Raw genomic sequence first — 20,169 nt, forward strand, 5'->3', positions numbered from 1 at the left:
AAAAACTGCACCTCCAATAGTTAGATGGTGTCTAACTATTGGGGTGCAGTTCAGTATAAGGAGGTTTGCTTAGGAGACATATGTAATGCGGGCTGGCAATCGGTATTCCATGAACGAAATCGACGACCCATGCCTTTGCGTCCCGGCTTTTCAACCGGTTTGCCCCAAAAGTCTGTATTCATTTGTTGATGAATCCATTTCATAATGGGTTATTAAACAAAAGCGGCATTATGAAAATGATTGGATATAAACAGTATATTCGATGTATTTTCAAAAGGAAATAATAAAACTTTTATCTTGAAGCAGCAGACCCATAGGCTCAAAATGGGTTTACTTGCTAAGTTGGCTGTATCATACTATTGTCCGCATTACATTTACTCATAGCAATAATTGCATGAAGCACAAAAAGCTTAATGGAACAGTTGAAATTTTCTTACGCTGCCCCATTGAGTTTTTGTCATTTTCCTCAAAATTCCTGCCGAATTCATGTTGCTTTCTCATCAGCGCCCTATCCGCCTTTTGCCGCCTGCAGCTTGCTACGGATCCATGCTACCAGGAAGAGGAGCAGCCCGAACACAAGCAACGAGAAATCGAACCATATGTGACTCGTCGACAAATAACGTTCAAACTCGACGTCACTGGAAAGGCCCCAGAAGCTCACGATCAATGACAAAAATCCAAGCGGCAAGGCGAGCGCCCGGTAATCCTTGAGTCCGCTCCATTCGGCAATGGCTGTCACGGCAGCGTAATGATAAGTGGACAATTCGATAAACGTGCCTGGCAGCCATACAGCTAACAGCAGGGCATCGATATGCTGAAAAAATTCACCGAGTCCGATATATCGGACGACTTCGATAAACGGATAGTTCAATGTACCGGCATACTCGCCAAAAAGAAAAACGGATACAAGCCCGGACGCTGCAAGTGTGAGCATTTCTCCAAACCAGGCAGCCATTACGAATAACGCTGCCCTTCGCTTACTCGACAATAACGGGAAAAACAATCCCAACAAAAGATACCCGGAGAACCAGGTGAATGGAACGATGGCTCCCTTAAGCGAAGGTACCGGACCTTTTCCCATGATCGGAAAAGCATTCGATACGGCCCATTCAGGAATCGTGAGAACGCTCAGTATTACGAACACAACGATGGTAACCGGAAGAAACAATTGCGCCAACCGGCCAAGCACCTCTACGCCCCCTCTAACCGCATATGCTACAAGAAACATTATGCCTCCCGAGATGACGAGGGGCGGGGTATTCTCCAAAAAGACGGAGGAAATGAAATCACTGTAAATTCGTAAAATTACGCTTGTCAGATAAGCGGCGTAAAATATGATGACTAATCCCGCCGCTTTCCCCAGTATTTTTCCAAAAATCCGCTTGCTGTACCCGATAATTGTTTCTTCCGGAAACATGCGGTTGAGCCGCAGCATGGCCAGCACGAAGAATATTCCGGCCAGATGCGACCAAATGGGCGACAACCATAAATCCCGACCCGCCGCCTCCCCCGCAATTTTGGGAATCAGCAGCAGACCGTCGTAGGCCATCAGGGAATAGAGTAGAAGCGCCAATTGCCCTGAAGATATTTTCCCTTTTTCCACCATCTGCAAACACCTCATCAACTTAATAAGCCGGAAAATGGTCTGTAGAGCCACTCAATCAATCGGATTGGGCCCGGCATTTCCGGAAATAACACGACTAGCAGGGCGGATATCCAGCTAAAGACAGCGATGGCCACGAGTGTCCCACGTTCACGGACGCTGCTTTTGTCCAGACGAGCCCACTCGAAACTTACGATAAGAGCTACGACTAGCGATATCCCCGCAACCTTCAGCCAAATCATGGTTTTGTAAGCTCCTTTTGCTGCTGTCCAAGGGGTGTGCTGTTCATGCCGATGCGGCGTAAGTTCACGCCGGCCTCCACCCGGACTTCCATCCCAGGGTAGAAACTCTTCCAATGCGGCTCAAGCTTGCTCCATCCGCGGGGATTCTCGCGGTTGATCGCTTCCCCGAAAGCAAAAATATCAGCGTGCATCCGCTGAGCATCATGAACGGTCTGTTTTACCATCTCCCGAATACGTTTTGCCACCGCCGCTTCTAGTAAGCGGGCATTTGCTGGATCGGCCATATCCAGACGGGATGTATTTTGGATCATACTCAGTTCCGAATCAACACGAATCATCATTTGCCACTCCCCTTTCTTCCGGGATGGAATCAAACGCGAATTGGAAGCGATGGTTATGAACGTCACCCGGGAGGGAGACCCGATCCCGAGGTCTACGGTTTGGACATCGTTTTTCAATTGATTCATCACCCACTTTGCAGCGAAAAACGAATTCCCCGTCATCGTTCCGACCATACGTCCCCGGTTAAAGACCGCATACCCCTTGATGTACGGCTCCCCACCTCCATCACCTCCGTTTTGCGGGACATCAACGAAGGGCAGGATCGCTGCGTTGTCATTGGTGCTTAAACGCTGAACAAGCCGACTTATCGTCAACGGCTTATGAAAAACGCGCGCGGCTTCACCCTTCAGAAAGTCCGCTTTCGTCTGCTCCAACAAAAAAGGCGATTCGAAAAATTCCCGGACTTTTCCGTGAGTGACAAAGGGCACAACCCGCAGGCGGATTTCATTGTCCCGCACCAGGTAATCCAGTTGTTCTCGGAACCCGTCCCTTGCAAGCGATTCCCCGACAACCAGCACTTGAAGCTGCCCCCAATAAATCGTGCGCGGCAGCTTGAATTGCAGCCGCCCCTGCGCATCTGCCACCGTATCGCCGACCGCGTAGCGTATTATCGTTTTTCCGTCCCCTTTCTTTTGGTCCCCGCTTGGAGGCTTCCCGCTTTGCTTCTGTTCCGGCGCGACGATCTCCAAGATCAGTTCAATGTCTCCGTCCTCCGTCCGATCAAAACCCGCGCTCACAACGATGGCCAAGCTGTTCACTTCGTCGCTGTCCCAGCAGCCTGTCAAAGACAGGATGGCCGCTCCCGCCACTAAAGGCAGCAGCCGCTTGCCCAGTTGAACCATGACAGCTATCGGTTTACTTTTTCGCATATCGTTTCAATGGTCGCCCCCTTTCCCCGGATTCGGCCGCTGTCCCGGCGCGAGGCGCCGGCGGTTGCTTTTTGCCGAATATCTCGGGCGCATGATCATTTTCCACCAAGGGGCTCGAACTACCGCATCCTTCATATCGCTCGCCACAAACGGCGCGATCGGGGACATGTATGGAACGCCGAATGAGCGCAGCGTGCATAAATGAACCGCTATGGCAATCAGCCCATACATGACGCCAAGAATCCCGAGCATCCCTCCGGCCAAAACAAGCAGGAGACGCAGCAGGCGAACCGAGAATTCCAGCGAATAATGCGGGGCCGTAAATCCGGCGATGCCCGTAAAGGCGATGATGATCACGATCGGCGCCGATACGAGACCGGCGGATACCGCCGCCTCGCCTACAACGAGCGCGCCGACAATTGTTACCGCAGAACCAATTTGCCGCGGAAGACGAAGCCCCGCTTCCCGCAACACCTCAAATGCAAGCTGCATTATTAACACTTCCACGATGGTTGGAAACGGGATCTCCTCCCGCGAGGAAGCAATGCTCATCAGGAGTTTGTTCGGAATCATTTCTTGATGGAAAGTCAGGAGCGCAACGTACACCGACGGAAGCGTTAGGGAAACAAACAGTGAAAAGTAGCGAAGAATCCGCAGCAAGCTGGAATATAACGAGCGATTGTAATAGTCGTCCACCGCCTGCAGCAGCGTTACGAACGTTACGGGAACGATCAACACGTCAGGCGTACCGTCGACTAGGATGACGATGCGGCCTTCGATCAATCCGGCCGCGGCGATATCAACCCGTTCCGTAAACTGATGTTGAGGGAACGGCGAGTAGGGATCATCCTCCATAAATTCTTCTATATATCCGGTTTCCAGGAGGCTGTCCATATCAATACGTTTCAGGCGGTTTTCCACCTCCTGAATTAGATCCGGCTTTGCAATGCCCTCCATATAAGCGATATAAATCTCGGTTTCCGTATATCGGCCAAGCCGGAACGATTTTAATTTCAACTTGACGCTTTGGACCTTTCGCCGCAGGAGCGACAAATTGGTCGAAATCGATTCGGTAAACCCTTCCCGCGGCCCCCGCAACGACGTCTCGGTCTGCGGTTCTTCCACCGAGCGTTTATCCCATTTGGCGATCTTCAGCAGCAGTGCCCGGTTGCAATCCTCCAGCAGCAGCAAAGGATAACCTTTAATCAACTGTCTCACGCATTCATGGGCATCGGTGTGCTCCTCAATCGATCCGACGGGCAAAATCCTGTTTTTTATCGATGAAAAATCTAGGGGTTCCGAATCGGTCATCATCATAAGCGGCTTCAGAACGTTGTTGTCGATCTCCAGTCTGTCCGACATGTCTGGAATGTAAACGAGTTGAGCCTCAAGCTCCTTGCCTACTCGGAAGGAGCGAAACACTACATCGTCGGCTTCTCCCAAAATGTTTTTCAGCGATTCGACGTTCCGCTCAAGCGATAGAACAAGCGCCGTATGGGATGAAGAATTTTCATCGGTTGTTTTTGAGAATGAAGACCGTTTATTCATAACGGGTCACCTAGCCTATTCTGTGAAGTCCATTTCTCATGATTGACATCTGTTTTCTCTTCCTGTTATTTTTACCAAAAATAACATTTTAATTTCTTTATTCGTTCATCGGGCAATTTCATTTTCCATTAAATAGCGTGCATTTTGCACATAATTGTGTCATGTTATTTTATGTGCAAAATGCACATTATTTTAAATGAAAGAAGGGTAGTGTTTCAAAATCGGATATGCTTTCGGCCGTTAAAAGCGTTTTTGAAATAGCAGCCGCGGGGAAGATAACAATCTCCACAAAGGAGTTTGCTGCTCATACCTATCCATCAAGGGAAGATTCTCGGATTCGTTTGTCAGAATTGACAACATACGGGAAGGAACTCATTTCAATGATTAACCATACCCGTCAGCGTATCATGCGTGAAGCATTGGAGGATTGGACACCGGAGGAAAAAACAAACTTGTTGAATCATTTAAGGCGATTGTCTGATTCGTTGAACAAGTTCGACTGACTGCGGAACTAGAGTAAAGGGCAGAGAATTTCTGCCCCTCCTCATCAAACCGTACGCGAGGTTTTCCCTCATACGGCTTTCCGATGTTCGTCATTCATGTGCATACAGATTATAAGAGCGTTTTAAGCCCACATTGACTCGCCATGTGCCGGATCTCCCGGACCGTACTTTGCCACCGCGAAAGTTGTCTTTTCTTTGCATACCATTTCGCCAGACGCTGCACGATGTACCAATCCAACTTTGCCATCTTTCGTTGACTGTAGGCCGTATAGTAGTAGTTACGCCAGCCCTGAATCTTCGGGTTTAGCCACTTCACATGTTCCATAAGTGACTTATGCCTCTGGTTAGGCGGGGACAGGCGTTCTTTTACCACTTCCCGGATGCGTTCTTCCGCTTTCCGGCACAGCCATTGCTGCGTTGTGTAGTACACTTTCCCCTGTGAGGTTTCGGCTTTCGTCTTGCGATGATGCATGCCTAGGAAATCAAACCCTTCTTCTCCTGTCCATAGCCCGACGATGCGCGTTTTGGTTGGATGCAGTGTTAGTTCCAGCCGCCCCATGATCGCATGGATAAGTTCATATGCCCGGTCTGCGTCTCTCTTCGTTTTGCATACAACGACGAGGTCGTCCGCATAACGCGTAAGTTCCCCGATTCCACTGCCATGTCGTTCCCACAGGATATCGAAGTAATTCAGATAAATGTTCGCAAGCAGCGGAGAGATTACACCGCCCTGTGGCGTTCCTAAATCTGAGCGCCTGACCTTTCCTTCCTCCATCACTCCCGCGTTCAGCCACTTCCGCACCAACTTCAAGATGCGTCTATCGCTGATTCGCATTTCCACCAGTTTCATCAGCTTCTCTTGGTTAATATTGTCGAAGTAGCCTTGGATGTCGACGTCGACCACCCAATTCCCTTTGCGGTTACATGCTTTTCGGATACGGTCAAGCGCCCCTTTCGCGCTTCGCTTCGGACGGAATCCAAAAGACGATTCCTGAAAATCCGCTTCAAAGATCGGTTCTATGACCCATTTTGCTGCCATCTGTATGACGCGATCCCGGACGGTGGGAATGCCCAGCGGTCTTTGCTTCCCGTCTTTCTTCGGAATGTAGTGCCGGCGAACAGGCTGTGGGTGATACTTGCCTTCCTTCAGGCATCTTTGGCACTCTTGCAAGAAGCGTGCTTCTCCCTGCTTCTCGATATCCGATAGTGTTTCTCCATCGATTCCGGCCGACCCTTTGTTGGCTCGCACCCTCCGCCAAGCCTCCTCTAAGATGTCCATGCGATAGACCTTGTCGTACAGTGCGTGGAATCTTCGCTTCTTATTTTCCTTGGCCGCATGACCTAGTTTTTCCTGGAGTTGTTGAACGTTTTCCTTTGGTGTCGTTAGCCGTTTGGCATTCACTGACTCGTACCTCCTAAAAAAAACATGAACAAAGCAGGGCTCCTTCCCTCCCGCAGGTTGTGTTGTCCTACGGTTCCTCGGTAGTATGAGCCCCTCGGACTCCCTTCCTGCAGACGATTCACTTCACCTTCCGGGCTTATAGAACGTCTCTTTACGGTCTCAAAAAAAAAATTTGAAATTCCATGCAGGGGAGGGTCTCCCCAGTTCACTGCATCTTCTTTCCGGACATGCCGCTCCCCTTACGCCGGAGGATTCTTCGTTGCTGCTCCAAGTTCCAGGCAACTTCCATGGCCTTCGTCCAATCTTACGAGACTCGGCTTCCTCTTGCCCCTCTTGCGAGGCCTTTTTGACGACGCGGCAGGATTCACTTGATGTTACGGCCTGATCGGTTGCTCGCCCCGTCTCTGACGGGTACTTTTGTCGATGCGCTTCTACACACAGATTTCGCTGTATGCAGGCATCCTAGCTACACGGGGGCTTGGCCCCTCCCGTGACCGGACTTTCACCGGCTAGAAGATGCGTGCTTGGCTGGGCACGCTAAGAAGAAAAAAGGACAGCCCCGGTAAGCCGGAACTGCCCTAAAACTGCGCATCGTCATTTCTGCGCAGTTTCGTGTTTTTTTATAAAACGGGTATTTTGAAATTCTCTTAAGGGTTTAAAACTTGCATCAAACGATAAGGCATCCGATCATCTTGACGGTCAAAAACCTTCCGCTCGATTATTTTGCTATAGACGAAGAAGCTGCTTTCATTCTCAATTTGGCAAGGGTCTCCCCATGAAATCCCTTCGCAATGAGCCAGACTGCCAAGCTCATCTCGTAAACGCCTACAGGCAGCGCCATCAGTCCTTTTACCGCCGAATAGGGCCCGATGATCCCGAACATTTGCAGCAAACCAGCTATAAAAACCATTACCGCCGTTACCATTCCGAAGATCGCGAGCGGTCTAGGCACATAGCCCGTTCGATAAAGCAAATAACTATACAGACTTGTATTGACGCCCAACATGAGATTTGGACCCAACATCGCCGTCCAGCGGTAAATCGCTTGCAGCAGCAGCCCCATTGGTTCAATATTGGTTTTACTGGCGAGGTCAGCCGTATCATAATACGAACTAAGTTGTAACAAGCCCAATATACTTACGAGACCGATCGCAATAAAAACGGCTTCCATAAAGCGAAAACAAAGGTACCCTAATGCAAGATGCTCATTCCAATGCCGAACGTATGGAAACAGCATCACTGCTGTACCAACAGCCGTCACCACAAGCAAAAGGTCATTGCATACGCCGATTAAGATCTTCGTTTCCGATCCGTTTGCCACGGCCGTCTGCCATGATTCAGACAAAACCGGCCCATACAAAACAACCGCTATAATGGATGTCACTGCAGCAAGGATATAAAAAATCCCCAGTATTATGGCATTTCTTCGGTCTTGCTTCATCTTTTTTTCCTCCTAAGGATCATAATGTTATTGCTGATGGACGTATTGAACACTTAGAATAACAATGACCTGCAAACACTTGGTATCCGGAGGTATTATGAACCATAACCAAATCGTCGAACGTGCCTTGATCCATATCGAGGACCATTTACAGCAGCCCTTAACCGTGGAATCCGTCGCCAATGCCTTTAACATGTCCAAATACTATTTTCATCGGCTGTTCTCCGCTATGATGGGTTGTTCGTTAAACCAATACATCCTTTCCAGAAGATTGAACGCATCCTTAGCCTTAATTCAAATCCAAAACAGTTCTCTAACCGATATTGCTTATCATCTGGGCTTCGGTACGCAAGCCTCCTTCACTCGTGCTTTCAAACGACAATACGGTGTTGCTCCAAGCTCTTTAAAAACAGGGATGGCCACCATTTCTCCGGTTCCCGTACCTACAGTCGTGAATAGACCTGTAAAAAACATTAACGGCGATATCGTCACGGATTTCACCCTGACCGACTTCAAGGAAACCCGAATCAGCGGGATCGCCTTTGAAGTGGATTTAGCCCATGATGATTATAAGGAGAAAATCCGCGCACATTCAGAAATGCTGCTGAGTCAGATTGATGAAACCATAAGTGGCCCCTGTTATGTCATCTATTCAAACTGTCAGCCGGATTCACCTCGGTTCAAGGTTCTATTCGGAATCCCAAGCAACATTGAAATTGATAAACCTTATTATTTCACCGTTGATGTGCCACGGATTTTTTGTGCCAGATTCAACTATCGCGGCGATCTGCTGGACATTGGGGATGTACTGAAAAGCGACTATGCCAGATTTTTGAAAATCTCCAGGCAAGAAACGGCAGAAACGGAAATTGAACTCATTCAAGCTTTTGATGACGTCCACCATCTGGATTCGAACTACCATATCTATGCACCAATCAAGAAACTTCCTACCGATTCCGATGTGTAAGATCGCGGCCCACCTCTCATTTTTGTCTGCTCCTTCCTGTTTCCGAATTTGATCATTGCTTTCTTGCTAATAAAATAACATAACGGGTTTCGCCGGACTTTCCACATCTTGCTGTAATTCGGAACAAAAAAATGCACCTCTCCGATGCATTTCGTGATAAATGCTCAAAAAGCCGCAAATATGCGGCTTTTATAAATGATGTCCTTGCTATTTCATTTCCTTGATTTTTGTCAGATCCCCGCTGCATAACGTTTCAAGATGATTAAAAATTTTACGGACAGGCCAATTCCACCATTGAATGGCAAGAAGATAATCGATAAGTTCGTCATCGAATCTTTTCTTTATGATTTTGCATGGATTCCCGCCTGCAATATGATAAGGAGGAACATCTTTTACGACGACGGAATTGGCTGCAATAATGGCGCCATCGCCAATATGCACGCCGGGCATCACGGTGACATTTTGACCGATCCACACATCATTTCCAACTACGGTGTCCCCTTTTAGGGGCAAATCCGCCAATGTTGGAGTTGCTTTCTCCCAACCATGACCCATAATGTTAAATGGATAGGTCGTGACGCTGCACATTCTATGGTTTGCACCGTTCATTACAAACTCAATACCCTTTGCAATTGCACAAAATTTTCCGATAATCAGCTTATCTCCAATAAATTCATAATGATGTGTGACACGCTCTTCGAACTTTTCGGCACCGTTTATGTCGTCATAATATGTATAGTCACCGACAATAATATTGGGGCGCGTTATAACGTTTTTAATATAGCATATACTTTTCATAGCTTCGTTCGGGTAGATTGCATTAGGATCAGGTCCATATTCCATCTAAAATCCCTCCTTCATGTTATATAACATATGTCGGACAATTGACGTGTCAAAAGTTACGCCTTGTCCGAAGCCGATTCATCTCATGACTGAATTCACGAGTGTTCTCGGTTAATCCATAAAATGATTTCGATTATTTTATTATAGCTTGATTCTGTATCCAAAATAGACTTTTTTTGCTTTCCTCCCTTCCCTTTGTGTGTTCCTCAGAGTTCATTCCGAGATTTTTTGGAGCCGCCGTAATACTCCCCAACAAGAAGAACAGGTCCGCACCATGACGGCATAGGGGACCTGTTCACGCTGTATTTGTTTAGAAACAGGTATACCATAAAATGACGGATGAAGGGAATCTTCCAAACGAATACGTCGGAAATACGAAACCCTGTGTAAAACCAAATGGGTTGGTAGAAGTGACATACATAAGGAAAACGTTAAAGGTACGAGTAACAATTAGCGTCCATCGGTTCTGACAGCCTGCAGCTAATGTGGTGATGCCTTGGGTCGGATACTGGGATACAAAGCTTTGCACTTGAGCCGGGGACTGCGCTAGCTGCTGAAACGCACCGAGCAATTGAGGCGGTGGCGGCGTAACGCCTGGAGGCAATCCCGCTCCCGGTACTCCTCCCGGCGCCGGAATTCCAGGCATGGGCACGCCACCTGGCACCGGAATTCCAGGCGTGGGGATACCTGGCGGAAAAGGCAAAAACGGACCGAGTGCTCTATTGGTATTCATGGACCTCTTCCTTCCTGATTAGGATCAATATATATTGTTACGCTACAGTATGCTTAGGCGAATGCACATGTTCATCGAACCCATAAATAATGAGCGGGTAACCGATTATCCAATTGACCGGATAAACACGAACCGGCTAATCCGAAATTATGAACCCCATCCCGAAATTCCAATACTTACATATTTTAGTGATTGGGGTTATAATCCCTTTGTAACCGCATTCATTAAATTTCAGACAACCCAATACCTCCGCCGGAACAAAGGGGTGATGCCATTCCCAACCCAATTGCGAAGCTGATTTTATCCCCATTTTAAAGGAGGAAAATTTGAACATGCGAAAGGGAATGCCTTACCTGTTGATCCTGTCGTTGCTGCTGACCTTTTGTGCCTTCTTCGGAACGAAGGCCGAAGCTGCAGACTATACGCGGGGCGTCGAATTATCCGGAAGCGTAGCCACCGTATGGTTCAAATCCGCCGTCAACACTAGTTGGGTCGATGTACATTATCAAGTGAACGGAGGAGTTCAGCAAAATTTCAGAATGGCTTACAACGCCGGCAATTTCCGATATGAACAGGCCATCTCCAACATTGCCGCAGGCTCCGTGATTACGTATTCATTTACCTACAATAATGGAAACCCGGCCTACGACACCGAAGTCTTTACTTATACCGCGGGCTCCACGCCACCCACCTCATCCGGCTCTATTTATGACATTCTTCCATCCTCGATCCCCGTGCCGCCAAACGGCGCCGTCTCGGTGAAGCTCATGAACGGCACCAACGGCGCTTACACCGATCAACAAATATACTGGGGCGTTCTCGGCATTAATCCCGCCAACAATCAGTGGAGCTATTTGGACCTCAACGGCAATCTGCTCCCCATCTCGGGCGCCTTGAATGATGCGCCGGGCCATCTAACCAAAAACGGCAATAATTACGCCAACATTTACCATAAGATCAGCGACGCTTCCTGGGTCACCTTGCCAAAGATCACGGCAGGCCGTATGTTCCTTAGCGTCGGTACTCCACTGTACATCAAAACCTACAATGATGGATTCGCCGGCCCCGATCTGAACAATCCGACCGATCCGAACCGCGACATCTATTTCGATTTCGTCGAATTCACGATCGACGCGGCTGGATATCACGGCAATACGACACGCGTCGATGTATTCGGTTTCCCCATCCAGCATCGACTGGTCAACAAATCCGGATCCTTCGATAAAACCACGGGTGAGCTCGAATCCGAAACCCGAAGCGGCCTCTTCGCCAAATTCCAAGCCGAAGTTCCTGCCGCTTTCAAATCGCTGGCCACGATTCAAGCGCCTTATCGCATCGTCGCGCCAAGTCACGGTTCTTTCGCCCAGGGTGGCGCAAATGCCAACTATTTCGGCGGGTACGCTCCATACAGTACGCAGGATATTTTCCGGTGCGACGGCGCTTTAACGGATGCGGCCACTTGTGCAGCCATTAATCGTCATGTATATACGACTAACGACTGGAATAACGTTTCGAATTACTATCAAGCCGCGCCGGCCAATTATTACGCAAAATTTTGGCATGATCACAGTATAAACCGCTTGGCCTACGGGTTTCCTTATGACGATGTCAACGGCCAATCCTCTTATCTTGAAGTAAGCGATCCGAAAGGCCTGATTGTTCGCATAGGCTGGTAAATCTTCTGACGCGGAGCACGGAAGATTCTCCATCCCTTCTGTATTTTTCAACATTCGCCAAATGCCCTCGTGTAAAAGAACCTTCCAGTCAAATGGGAGGTTCTTTCGTCATTTCATGAGCTAGCACGACCGTTAGCGCAACAACTGCTTGTAACGGCAAGTATTTAACGGAAATTTTCCGGTTTTATATCTGGAAGTCTTGACTTTCCTGTTATGGTAAGGTTTATGCTTTACCTAAGGATTTCCGGCCGGAATACCTCGCGAAAGGGTGTCTTTGTTTGAAAATCGGAGAGTTCGCGGAATTAAATCACGTGACTACAAAAATGCTCCGACACTATGACGAGATCGGATTGCTTAAGCCAGCGGCAATTGATTCCGAAACAGGTTACCGATCCTATACGTCAGAGCGATCGCATCTTTTGAATTGGATCATGATTCTGAAAAAATTGGAATTTTCCCTGAGAGAAATCAAGGAGCTCTTAAGCGGACCCATGGAAAGTACAAGCTTCGTTCACCAATTGATACGCAAACGCATCGAGATTTCCGCTGCATTAAATGAACAAATCCACAGGAAAATGGCTATTGATCGTCTCATATCAATCATTACACTATTTCAATGTACCCTTCCGTTCCATTCACGCGAATTCGCTGTCCGTCTTTGATCAGCTTGGTCGCATGATCCACCCCGACAACTGCAGGTAAGCCATATTCTCGCGCGATGACCGCTCCATGGGTCATCAGGCCGCCGACTTCCGTGACCAATCCTTTAATGGATACAAATAAAGGTGTCCAGCTTGGATCCGTAAAAGCGGTGACCAAGATATCTCCCTCCTCCAGATCGGCATCTTCCATGTTTAGGACGACACGCGCTCGTCCCTCGATCACTCCGGAAGAAACAGGCAGACCTAAAATCGCATCGGCTGGGAGATTTCCCCGTTTATACGCACCTGTAACGATTTCACCATCAGACGTCATGACACGCGGCGGGGTCAGTTTTTCATAGATTTTGTACTCGTCTTTGCGTTTGCCGATGATCCGATCATCCAGTGTATTGGTGCGAACGGCTTCGTGAAGCTCTTCAAAGGTAAGGTAATATATATCTTCGATATCATGAATCACGCCTGCTTCTACGAGTCGTTCAGCTTCTTTCAGTATAGCCTGCTTATAAACGAAGTAACGGCAAATATAACCGTATTTGGGATACTCTCTATATCCGATGAAATTCCGGATAAGGTCGATCATGCGTTTGGTTTCTTTAGCCTTTAGATCGCCATCCGGCAATTGCTTCAATCGAACTAACAATTCTTGTTCTTTGGCCAAAGCTTCCTGACGCCCTTGCTCAAATCTCCTTTGGCTTTCTTGAGGCTCAAAGTTTTTGATGTTGCTCAGGATCAACGGGACAAGCGTAGTCGGTTGTTCGCTCCAGCGGGGACGGGTAATGTCGATTTCTCCAGCGCATCGCATGCCGTATTTCTCCAGATAAGCATCGATCGCTTCTTTGGTTTCCTGCCCGCCTTCAAACTGAGCCAATTCATCCAAAAATCGATCATCTTTTGTATGCTGTAAATATGCAATCACTTCCGGATAAGGGCGGATCACATCCGCGACATCCAATAGCGCCAAGCCCATTTCCGAGGTGATATTGTTCGGCACGGATTGAGATAGCGTATCGGCTGCGTTTTTTTCGCCTAACCACTCGTACATGCGTTCATTGATCCATACTGAAGCATTCATCGCAGCCGTAAACACAGCCGTACTTTGCGGATTAAATAAAATCCTCTTTAATTCCTGGATGTCTTCGAGGATGAAATCGAACAACTCCGCTCCGGATTTCGTTTGGATGTTTTGTTTTAAAGCTTGTATGGAGGCTTGACTCTGCTGGATCAAATCAGAAACGATGGTCGGATCGTTCTCGAAGGCTGCCGGCTTATCTGTATTAATTTTAGCGGGAGTCGGTGCCGTTTGATCATTCGGTGACAATTTAATAAAATCCCGCTCGATGATGGTCTTAAGTGCACCTTCTATCAACGGATCGGATGCCATGTTATTTAATAAAGTTTCCCGTCCGACAGGTGTAGCCAGCCAATGTGCAACATCAACAAACAACCTTCCACCGGCTTTACGCATAGGTGCTGGAGTAATCAGCAGGTAAAAGGACAATCCCAACGGCTTTATCGGATCCGTCATCATTTGTTGATGACCGACAGACAGATAGACGTGATTATTCGGATCATTTGCTTCAGGGATCGGGTATAACGTCGTGATCGGCCGGCTCTGAACAATATAAAACGTATCATCAGCCAAACACCATTCGATGTCTTGCGGCTGGCCGAAATAAGCTTCGATCTGTCTTCCGATCCGTTCCAGCTGCACAATTTGTTGATCGGTTAAGGTCTGGGCCTTTTGCAGATCCGGATCGACCTGCCGGGTTTCGGTTCCGCCTTCTTTTCGTCCATAGATCGCCAATGTTTTGGCTGCTATCCTTTGGTCGACGATTTCCCCGTCTTGTACTTTGTAATGATCGGCGGATACCAAGCCGGAGACCAGCGCTTCCCCTAGTCCAAAACCGGCATCGATGGACAGCTGCTTCCGGTTTCCGCTTATTGGATCAGCGGTGAACAATATCCCCGAAGCCTGCGGAAATACCATCTTTTGAATGATGACGGATAAATAAACTTGACTATGATCAAATCCATTTTGCATACGGTAGATAACAGCGCGATCCGTAAAAAGGGAAGCCCAACATTTGCTGATATGCTGCAGAATGGCATCGACGCCGATGATATTTAAATAAGTATCCTGCTGACCCGCAAAAGAGGCGTGCGGCAAATCTTCGGCAGTCGCACTCGAACGCACGGCGTAAGCGTGCTCCTCACCGAACCGGGAGAGATAGCGAGTCACAGCCTCCGCGACAGCGGAAGGAATTTCTGCTTCCATAATGGCCTGCCTGATCTTCTTACTGATGTCACCAATTTGGTCTCGATCATCTGCGTTTAGCATGATTAGTCGATGGAGCAAAGCATGATATGTTTCGTTTTGTCCGATGGCTTTTTGATATCCCGCTGTTGTAATACAAAATCCTTCGGGGACCTGTATTCCTTCAATCTTAGACAATTCCCCTAAATGGAGCCCTTTTCCGCCAACGAGATAAAGCTGCGATTTTTCGATTTCCTGAAACCCAATAACCATGGAACTCATTCGACCATCTCCCTAACCATTAGATTGAGAAAAAAACATTTGACAAAAATTTAACCGGCATGTTATACTTAAAATGTAAGATAAGATACTTATGACTTTATGACATGAGTCAGTCGTGATCTGATTATATCATCACGTCTTTTTTTGTGCAATAAGAAAGAACCTGGGGTTTTTGTCCAGGTTCTTTTTTGGTTTCTTGATTTTGTCGTTGACTGCTTTCTACATTACGGTGAGTCAAGCTTCGGCGATTCCCATGCCCCTCTTCCTGTCTTTTACTGCATAGGATTCAAGTTTTTGTCCTCAGTGTTCGGACAGGAACTTGGTTCATATTCATATAACGAAATAAGCCGCTAAAATAGCGACTTTTAACGGGTAATGATCTTCCCTTATATTTTCTTATAGTCGCTATTCATGATCCCTTTCACGAGCCTCGGCCATTCCGGATTTGCAGGGCAATATTTTTTCGCGACTTTCTCTACGGTGGTATAACCCTTATTCACGTAGTTCTTCGAGATGAGTTGGCCGAATTTCTCCACGCAATCTTCCTTCGATTTAAAATAAAACGCTTTATTGTTCGAACCTCCTGTCGCGTTCAGTCCGAACAAATTGTTCTTCCTCGTCGCAAGCTTGCTTCTCCCATTGCCGCTCTCGAGCTTCATGACCGCAATTGTGAAATAGGCATTAATATCGTACTTTTCTTCGATTTCGAGCACCGCTTCTTCGAGACCATGTCCCGCAAGCCCCGTTCCGCGAAGCAATTCCTTAATGTGCTGTGCCTCCAATCCCGAATCCGAACGAATCGATGACGACGGTGCCGAAGGTTTGGCAGAGGATCGCTTCGCAGCAGACTTGGCCGAAGTTTTCGGAATCGTTTGAGCAGGGCGTTTCGTCGTAGTCACGGGATCGGGTAACAGTGATGACGTCTGCCCTTCCATTTTTTTCGCATAACCGCTATGTACGTATCCACCATCCTTAAGCTTAAGCCATCCATTTCCCGTCACACCGACGATTTGCAGCTTGTCGCCTTGCTCTTGCACCGCGAGAATCCGGGATTTCGCAGTCGGCCCGCTTCGAACATTCAGATAGGATGCAGTCACTTTATACGTGTGCGGTTGTTCCGTCCCGGATAAGTTCACGGATTTTCGCATATGCAATTTTTCAGAACGCAAAGCCTCGGCCTGCATGATTCGAGAGGATGAAAGGGTTTGCGGAACCGTGGGAGAATAAACAGGGGACAACTCGTTTGAGGTAATAACGAGCGGACTCGATTTTTGAACAAACGTCGCCAATCTATCGGGTTTCTGCCCATCAGCGACCAGACTCGGTAAAAAATCCATACCGGTGGTAAGTAACACACTAAGACAAATCACATATACGAACAATTTTTGCTTGAATATTTTACGCATGAACACACCTCTTCCCAGTAAAGTGATGAAGTTCCTCGTAACGATAAAGGTTTGAATTGTACTCCACTCCATAAACGGAGTGTGTCCGGCTGATTGTGCTTCCTTGACAGAGATGCTTCCTCGTATTTTCTTTTCCAACTTTCGTCCGGACCTGGCACCGAGTATCCCGTTTTTTTTAAGATCCATTTTGTCCTACAATATGTAACAAAACTGAAACTTATTCATCACGGTCTTTAAGATGCGTTTCAACTGGCACTCCGTTCCTCGTAGAGATCCTTTGTGCTCACTTCACTTGAATCAGATCCCGAACCCTCAAACCTCGCAAGAAAAAAAGGAACAGGCCCCTTTGGCCTGCTCCATGAATCAATAGATAAGATTGTCAAAACGTTTTATTTTTCATTCATAATATGTAGTCACTGAATTTCGAACAACCCTCTGCCAATCAAATTGGCGGTCACCGGTTTTCTTCCGATCTCCCTTGCCCATACGGACAATTGACCGATGTGATGAATCTCGTGGGCGATTAAGTGCCGCATCACTTCCCCGTATTTATGGGGTTCCCGTTCCCCTGAATCGGTGATGTCGATCATCATTCGGTCTTCCAGGCTGTCGTTCCAAGCATAGACGAATGGAGCGAGCTCCGCGTGGCAAGAGGCGGAAAAAGCTTTTACTCGCTGCACACTAGCCACTTCCTCAAACGGAGGGATATGAATCGTTTTTTCTTGTATACCACCGCATATCCATCCGTATTCAACGGCAACAATGTGATACAGCGTGGGAAGGATAGAACCTATGCCGCCGGTGCGTTTTTTAAGCAGCTCTGCCTCGCTCACCGAATCGCACCAGTCGAACCACTCGTCCCGAACTTGCCAGTTATACTCGAATAGCTTCAACATTTTTGCAGCCTCCCGTGAAGGTTTAACAACAACCCCAGAGCATTTTAATAATCTAATAGACGACCGTGATCGTTCCATTGACCATACAGTTTGTTTTCTTTCGTGTTCGTTATGAATTTGTCTAATCTGCTCTTAAATAACTCCGGTTGATTTTTAATGCTTTGGATCGTGTCGATCCGAACTCTTTTATAGAGATCCGGAAACGCCAAAAAATTCTCATATACTTGCTTATCTTCTTTTAACCTTTGCTCTATCCCCTTATCTATTTTAACAGAATTTAGATCCATATCAGGAAGAACCCTTCTTCCCTCGCCCCTCATCAACCCCAACTTTTCAAGTCGGCGGACACGTTCTTTATTTAATTCCGTCCATGAACTTTTTTTACTTCTGGGAGACAGTCTCTGCGCCAGATCCGTTTCCGAAATTTTCTTTTTGACTCCATCGATCCAACCAAAACACAACGCTTCCTCGACCGCGTCCAAATAATACAGCATATCCGGGGTAGGCTTCATACTAACCAAGACCCAGCAGAACTTTTCAATCTGGCCATTTTCCTGCAGCCAACTCCTCAAGTCTTCTCTCGATCGTACTGGAATTAAATTTTCGATTTCCATCATTAAAATCCATGTTCCTTTCTAAATGAATTTCATTCCCCATATTAGCCAGCCCTGATTATTTTCGTTATTGCCTCCCTAACGTTCGTTTATGTTTGCTTTCTCGACCGTTGATTTGGCAATTGCTATTTTTATCATGATCAGCAGAAAGGCAATCATCAAAAGCATTATACCGCTCCAGATAAGCCGATGCGCGTCCAGCCGAGAAATAAACCAGCCGCCGATCAATGTCCCCACCGTAATGCCGACATTCGAAAAGGAAACAAATAAACTGTTCCCGAATTCGGGAGCTTCTTTTGCATCCGTCATCAACAAGCCTTGACTTAGAATAAGCCCTCCGGAATGCACGGCTCCCCAAACCAATACGATGACCGCCATCGGCAAAAAATAAGCACCAAAATAATAAGCGCACAAGTAAATGACCGCATATACGAGAGGAAACAAGATGACCGTTTTTGTCATGCTTTTGTTCAGAAAGAACCCGAACATAAAGTTCCCGACAATCATGGTGACGCCAAAGACCATCAACATCACGCTAATCCATGTGCCGTTCATATGGGTGACTTCTCCAAGATATTCGGCAAAGTAGCTATACACCGAACTCATGGCTGTAAAGATCGTCACGACGATCAAGATCGTTAACCACAATTGGGGTTTGCGCAATATGCCGAGCTGCTTGCCGAAAGACATTCTTTCCTTAACAGGCATCGAAGGAAGCCAGAGAAGTATGCCTATAAAAGCAATCACGCTCACAACAGCTCCAAACAGGAATGCAGCTCCGAGTGAAATTTTTGCGGCAAGATAGGTTGTAATCGGCACACCAAAAGCAAATCCGGCGGTTACTCCGGCCAATACTTGGGTGACCGCTTTGCCGCTCCTTTCGGGAGAAACAAGGCTGGCGGCGGTCGCAACCGCAATCGAGAAAAAGATAGGATGGAAAAAAGCAGGAACAATCCGGAAAGCCAGCATCACTTCGAACCTGGTAGTATAGGCATACACAATATTAGAGACGGCAAACATAAGGATAGCGGTTAGTAAAATCACTTTTCGATTGACGCCGGAAGCGAGTAATGCCAGGAATGGACCTGAAATGGCGACAATAAAAGCAAATACGCTTACAAGGTACCCGGCTTGTGAAGACGTTATTCCAAATTTTTGAGCGACTTGGGGAAGAACGCCGATCATGCCCATTTCGGTTGTAATGATGCCAAAGATACCTAAAGCCAGAAAAAAGATAAGCGAAGAACGAATGTTTTTCATAAATAGCGCCTCCATGGGTTTGCGTCATACTAATAAAAAAATGGCCTTCAGTTGCAAGACCATTTTTGAGAGTGATTTACGGATTGTTAGAGATGACGTTATCAAGAAACTTGTCTGCGTCACCATTAAACTTCCAGGAGACTCCGTACTTATCAACCAACATTCCAAAGCACGAAGACCAAGGCGTATTCGATAACGGCATGATCACATAACCGCCTTCAGACAAATTGGAAAAGTAATTTTCCAGCGTCTGTTTATCATCATTAACGATACTAATCAGTATATTGTTGCCTTTAACCAACTCGCCAGTTACATTTTTCATCGACGGCAAAATATCCGACATCATGATTTTCCCGCCTGCAAATTCGATTGAAGACTCCATGATCATGTTCAGTTCGTTTTCCGGCAACGGGTAATTTGGATCTTGCGGGAAATCCTTAAATTTAACCTTTTTTACTTCAATGGCGTTTAAAGCCTCCGCATAAAATTCAATCGCTTGTTCTGCATTCCCATCAAAGTTTAAATAAACAATCGCTGGCATAAAGTAAAACCTCCTTCTTGGTATAAATGTAGTATAATGATCAAAAGGTGACAGCTGTATGTCACCGTTTATAAATAAGTGCAAA

The 20,169-nt window shown here is 47.1% G+C and carries 15 protein-coding genes and 1 riboswitch; of the genes, 3 read left to right on the forward strand and 12 right to left on the reverse strand.

Annotated features, from left to right (window positions below; genetic code table 11):
- Positions 1 to 84: 84 nt before the first annotated feature.
- A riboswitch (cyclic di-GMP riboswitch) is annotated at positions 85 to 174 on the reverse strand.
- A 334-nt stretch (positions 175 to 508) separates the two neighbouring features.
- The 5 genes from GQY55_RS21155 to GQY55_RS21175 all read right to left on the reverse strand — a co-directional run bounded on the left by GQY55_RS21155 (position 509) and on the right by GQY55_RS21175 (position 7,950).
- Entirely contained in the window at positions 509 to 1,606 is a 1,098-nt protein-coding gene (locus tag GQY55_RS21155) for a GerAB/ArcD/ProY family transporter (protein ID WP_160043903.1), read from the reverse strand.
- Between the two features lie 235 nt (positions 1,607 to 1,841).
- A complete protein-coding gene (locus GQY55_RS21160) occupies positions 1,842 to 3,056 on the reverse strand; it encodes a Ger(x)C family spore germination protein (protein ID WP_160043904.1) in 1,215 nt (404 codons plus the stop codon).
- A gap of 6 nt (positions 3,057 to 3,062) precedes the next feature.
- The gene (locus GQY55_RS21165) at positions 3,063 to 4,604 is read right to left on the reverse strand and encodes a spore germination protein (RefSeq protein ID WP_160043905.1); all 1,542 of its coding nucleotides are present in this window, start codon (positions 4,602 to 4,604) and stop codon (positions 3,063 to 3,065) included.
- A gap of 612 nt (positions 4,605 to 5,216) precedes the next feature.
- A complete protein-coding gene (gene ltrA / locus GQY55_RS21170) occupies positions 5,217 to 6,509 on the reverse strand; it encodes a group II intron reverse transcriptase/maturase (protein WP_160043906.1) in 1,293 nt (430 codons plus the stop codon).
- Positions 6,510 to 7,227: 718 nt separating this feature from the next.
- Positions 7,228 to 7,950, reverse strand: a complete 723-nt coding sequence (locus GQY55_RS21175; protein ID WP_160043907.1) for a DUF4386 domain-containing protein — start codon at positions 7,948 to 7,950, stop codon at positions 7,228 to 7,230.
- Between the two features lie 97 nt (positions 7,951 to 8,047).
- Between GQY55_RS21175 and GQY55_RS21180 the strand changes: the two genes are divergently transcribed.
- The gene (locus tag GQY55_RS21180) at positions 8,048 to 8,917 is read left to right on the forward strand and encodes a helix-turn-helix transcriptional regulator (protein WP_160043908.1); all 870 of its coding nucleotides are present in this window, start codon (positions 8,048 to 8,050) and stop codon (positions 8,915 to 8,917) included.
- A 207-nt stretch (positions 8,918 to 9,124) separates the two neighbouring features.
- On the opposite strand, the gene GQY55_RS21185 is transcribed toward GQY55_RS21180, so the two are convergent.
- Positions 9,125 to 9,760, reverse strand: coding sequence for a Vat family streptogramin A O-acetyltransferase (locus GQY55_RS21185; protein ID WP_160043909.1), 636 nt, complete (start codon positions 9,758 to 9,760; stop codon positions 9,125 to 9,127).
- Positions 9,761 to 10,825: 1,065 nt separating this feature from the next.
- On the opposite strand from GQY55_RS21185, the gene GQY55_RS21190 reads away from it, so the two are divergent.
- Positions 10,826 to 12,169, forward strand: coding sequence for a glycoside hydrolase family 64 protein (locus tag GQY55_RS21190; RefSeq protein WP_160043910.1), 1,344 nt, complete (start codon positions 10,826 to 10,828; stop codon positions 12,167 to 12,169).
- A 278-nt stretch (positions 12,170 to 12,447) separates the two neighbouring features.
- Entirely contained in the window at positions 12,448 to 12,831 is a 384-nt protein-coding gene (locus GQY55_RS32135; RefSeq protein WP_160043911.1) for a MerR family transcriptional regulator, read from the forward strand.
- Here the strand turns inward: GQY55_RS32135 and ppsA are convergent.
- The 6 genes from ppsA to GQY55_RS21225 form a co-directional block, all read right to left on the reverse strand.
- Positions 12,773 to 15,367, reverse strand: coding sequence for a phosphoenolpyruvate synthase (gene ppsA / locus GQY55_RS21200; protein WP_160043912.1), 2,595 nt, complete (start codon positions 15,365 to 15,367; stop codon positions 12,773 to 12,775). The genes GQY55_RS32135 and ppsA overlap by 59 nt on opposite strands.
- A 386-nt stretch (positions 15,368 to 15,753) precedes the next feature.
- On the reverse strand, positions 15,754 to 16,959 hold the full coding sequence (locus GQY55_RS21205) for a glucosaminidase domain-containing protein (protein ID WP_160043913.1): 1,206 nt from the start codon (positions 16,957 to 16,959) through the stop codon (positions 15,754 to 15,756).
- A 227-nt stretch (positions 16,960 to 17,186) separates the two neighbouring features.
- Positions 17,187 to 17,669: a DinB family protein gene (locus GQY55_RS21210; protein WP_160043914.1), complete on the reverse strand. Its 483-nt coding sequence runs from the start codon at positions 17,667 to 17,669 to the stop codon at positions 17,187 to 17,189.
- A gap of 44 nt (positions 17,670 to 17,713) precedes the next feature.
- Positions 17,714 to 18,283, reverse strand: coding sequence for a YdeI/OmpD-associated family protein (locus tag GQY55_RS21215; protein WP_160044038.1), 570 nt, complete (start codon positions 18,281 to 18,283; stop codon positions 17,714 to 17,716).
- A gap of 78 nt (positions 18,284 to 18,361) precedes the next feature.
- Entirely contained in the window at positions 18,362 to 19,543 is a 1,182-nt protein-coding gene (locus GQY55_RS21220; RefSeq protein ID WP_160043915.1) for an MFS transporter, read from the reverse strand.
- Positions 19,544 to 19,619: 76 nt separating this feature from the next.
- Positions 19,620 to 20,084, reverse strand: coding sequence for a VOC family protein (locus GQY55_RS21225; protein ID WP_160043916.1), 465 nt, complete (start codon positions 20,082 to 20,084; stop codon positions 19,620 to 19,622).
- Positions 20,085 to 20,169: the final 85 nt, after the last annotated feature.

Origin of the sequence: Paenibacillus sp. USDA918EY (assembly GCF_009870825.1) — a bacterium.
In the GTDB taxonomy this organism is placed as follows: Bacteria; Bacillota; Bacilli; order Paenibacillales; family Paenibacillaceae; genus Paenibacillus_AQ; species Paenibacillus_AQ albilobatus.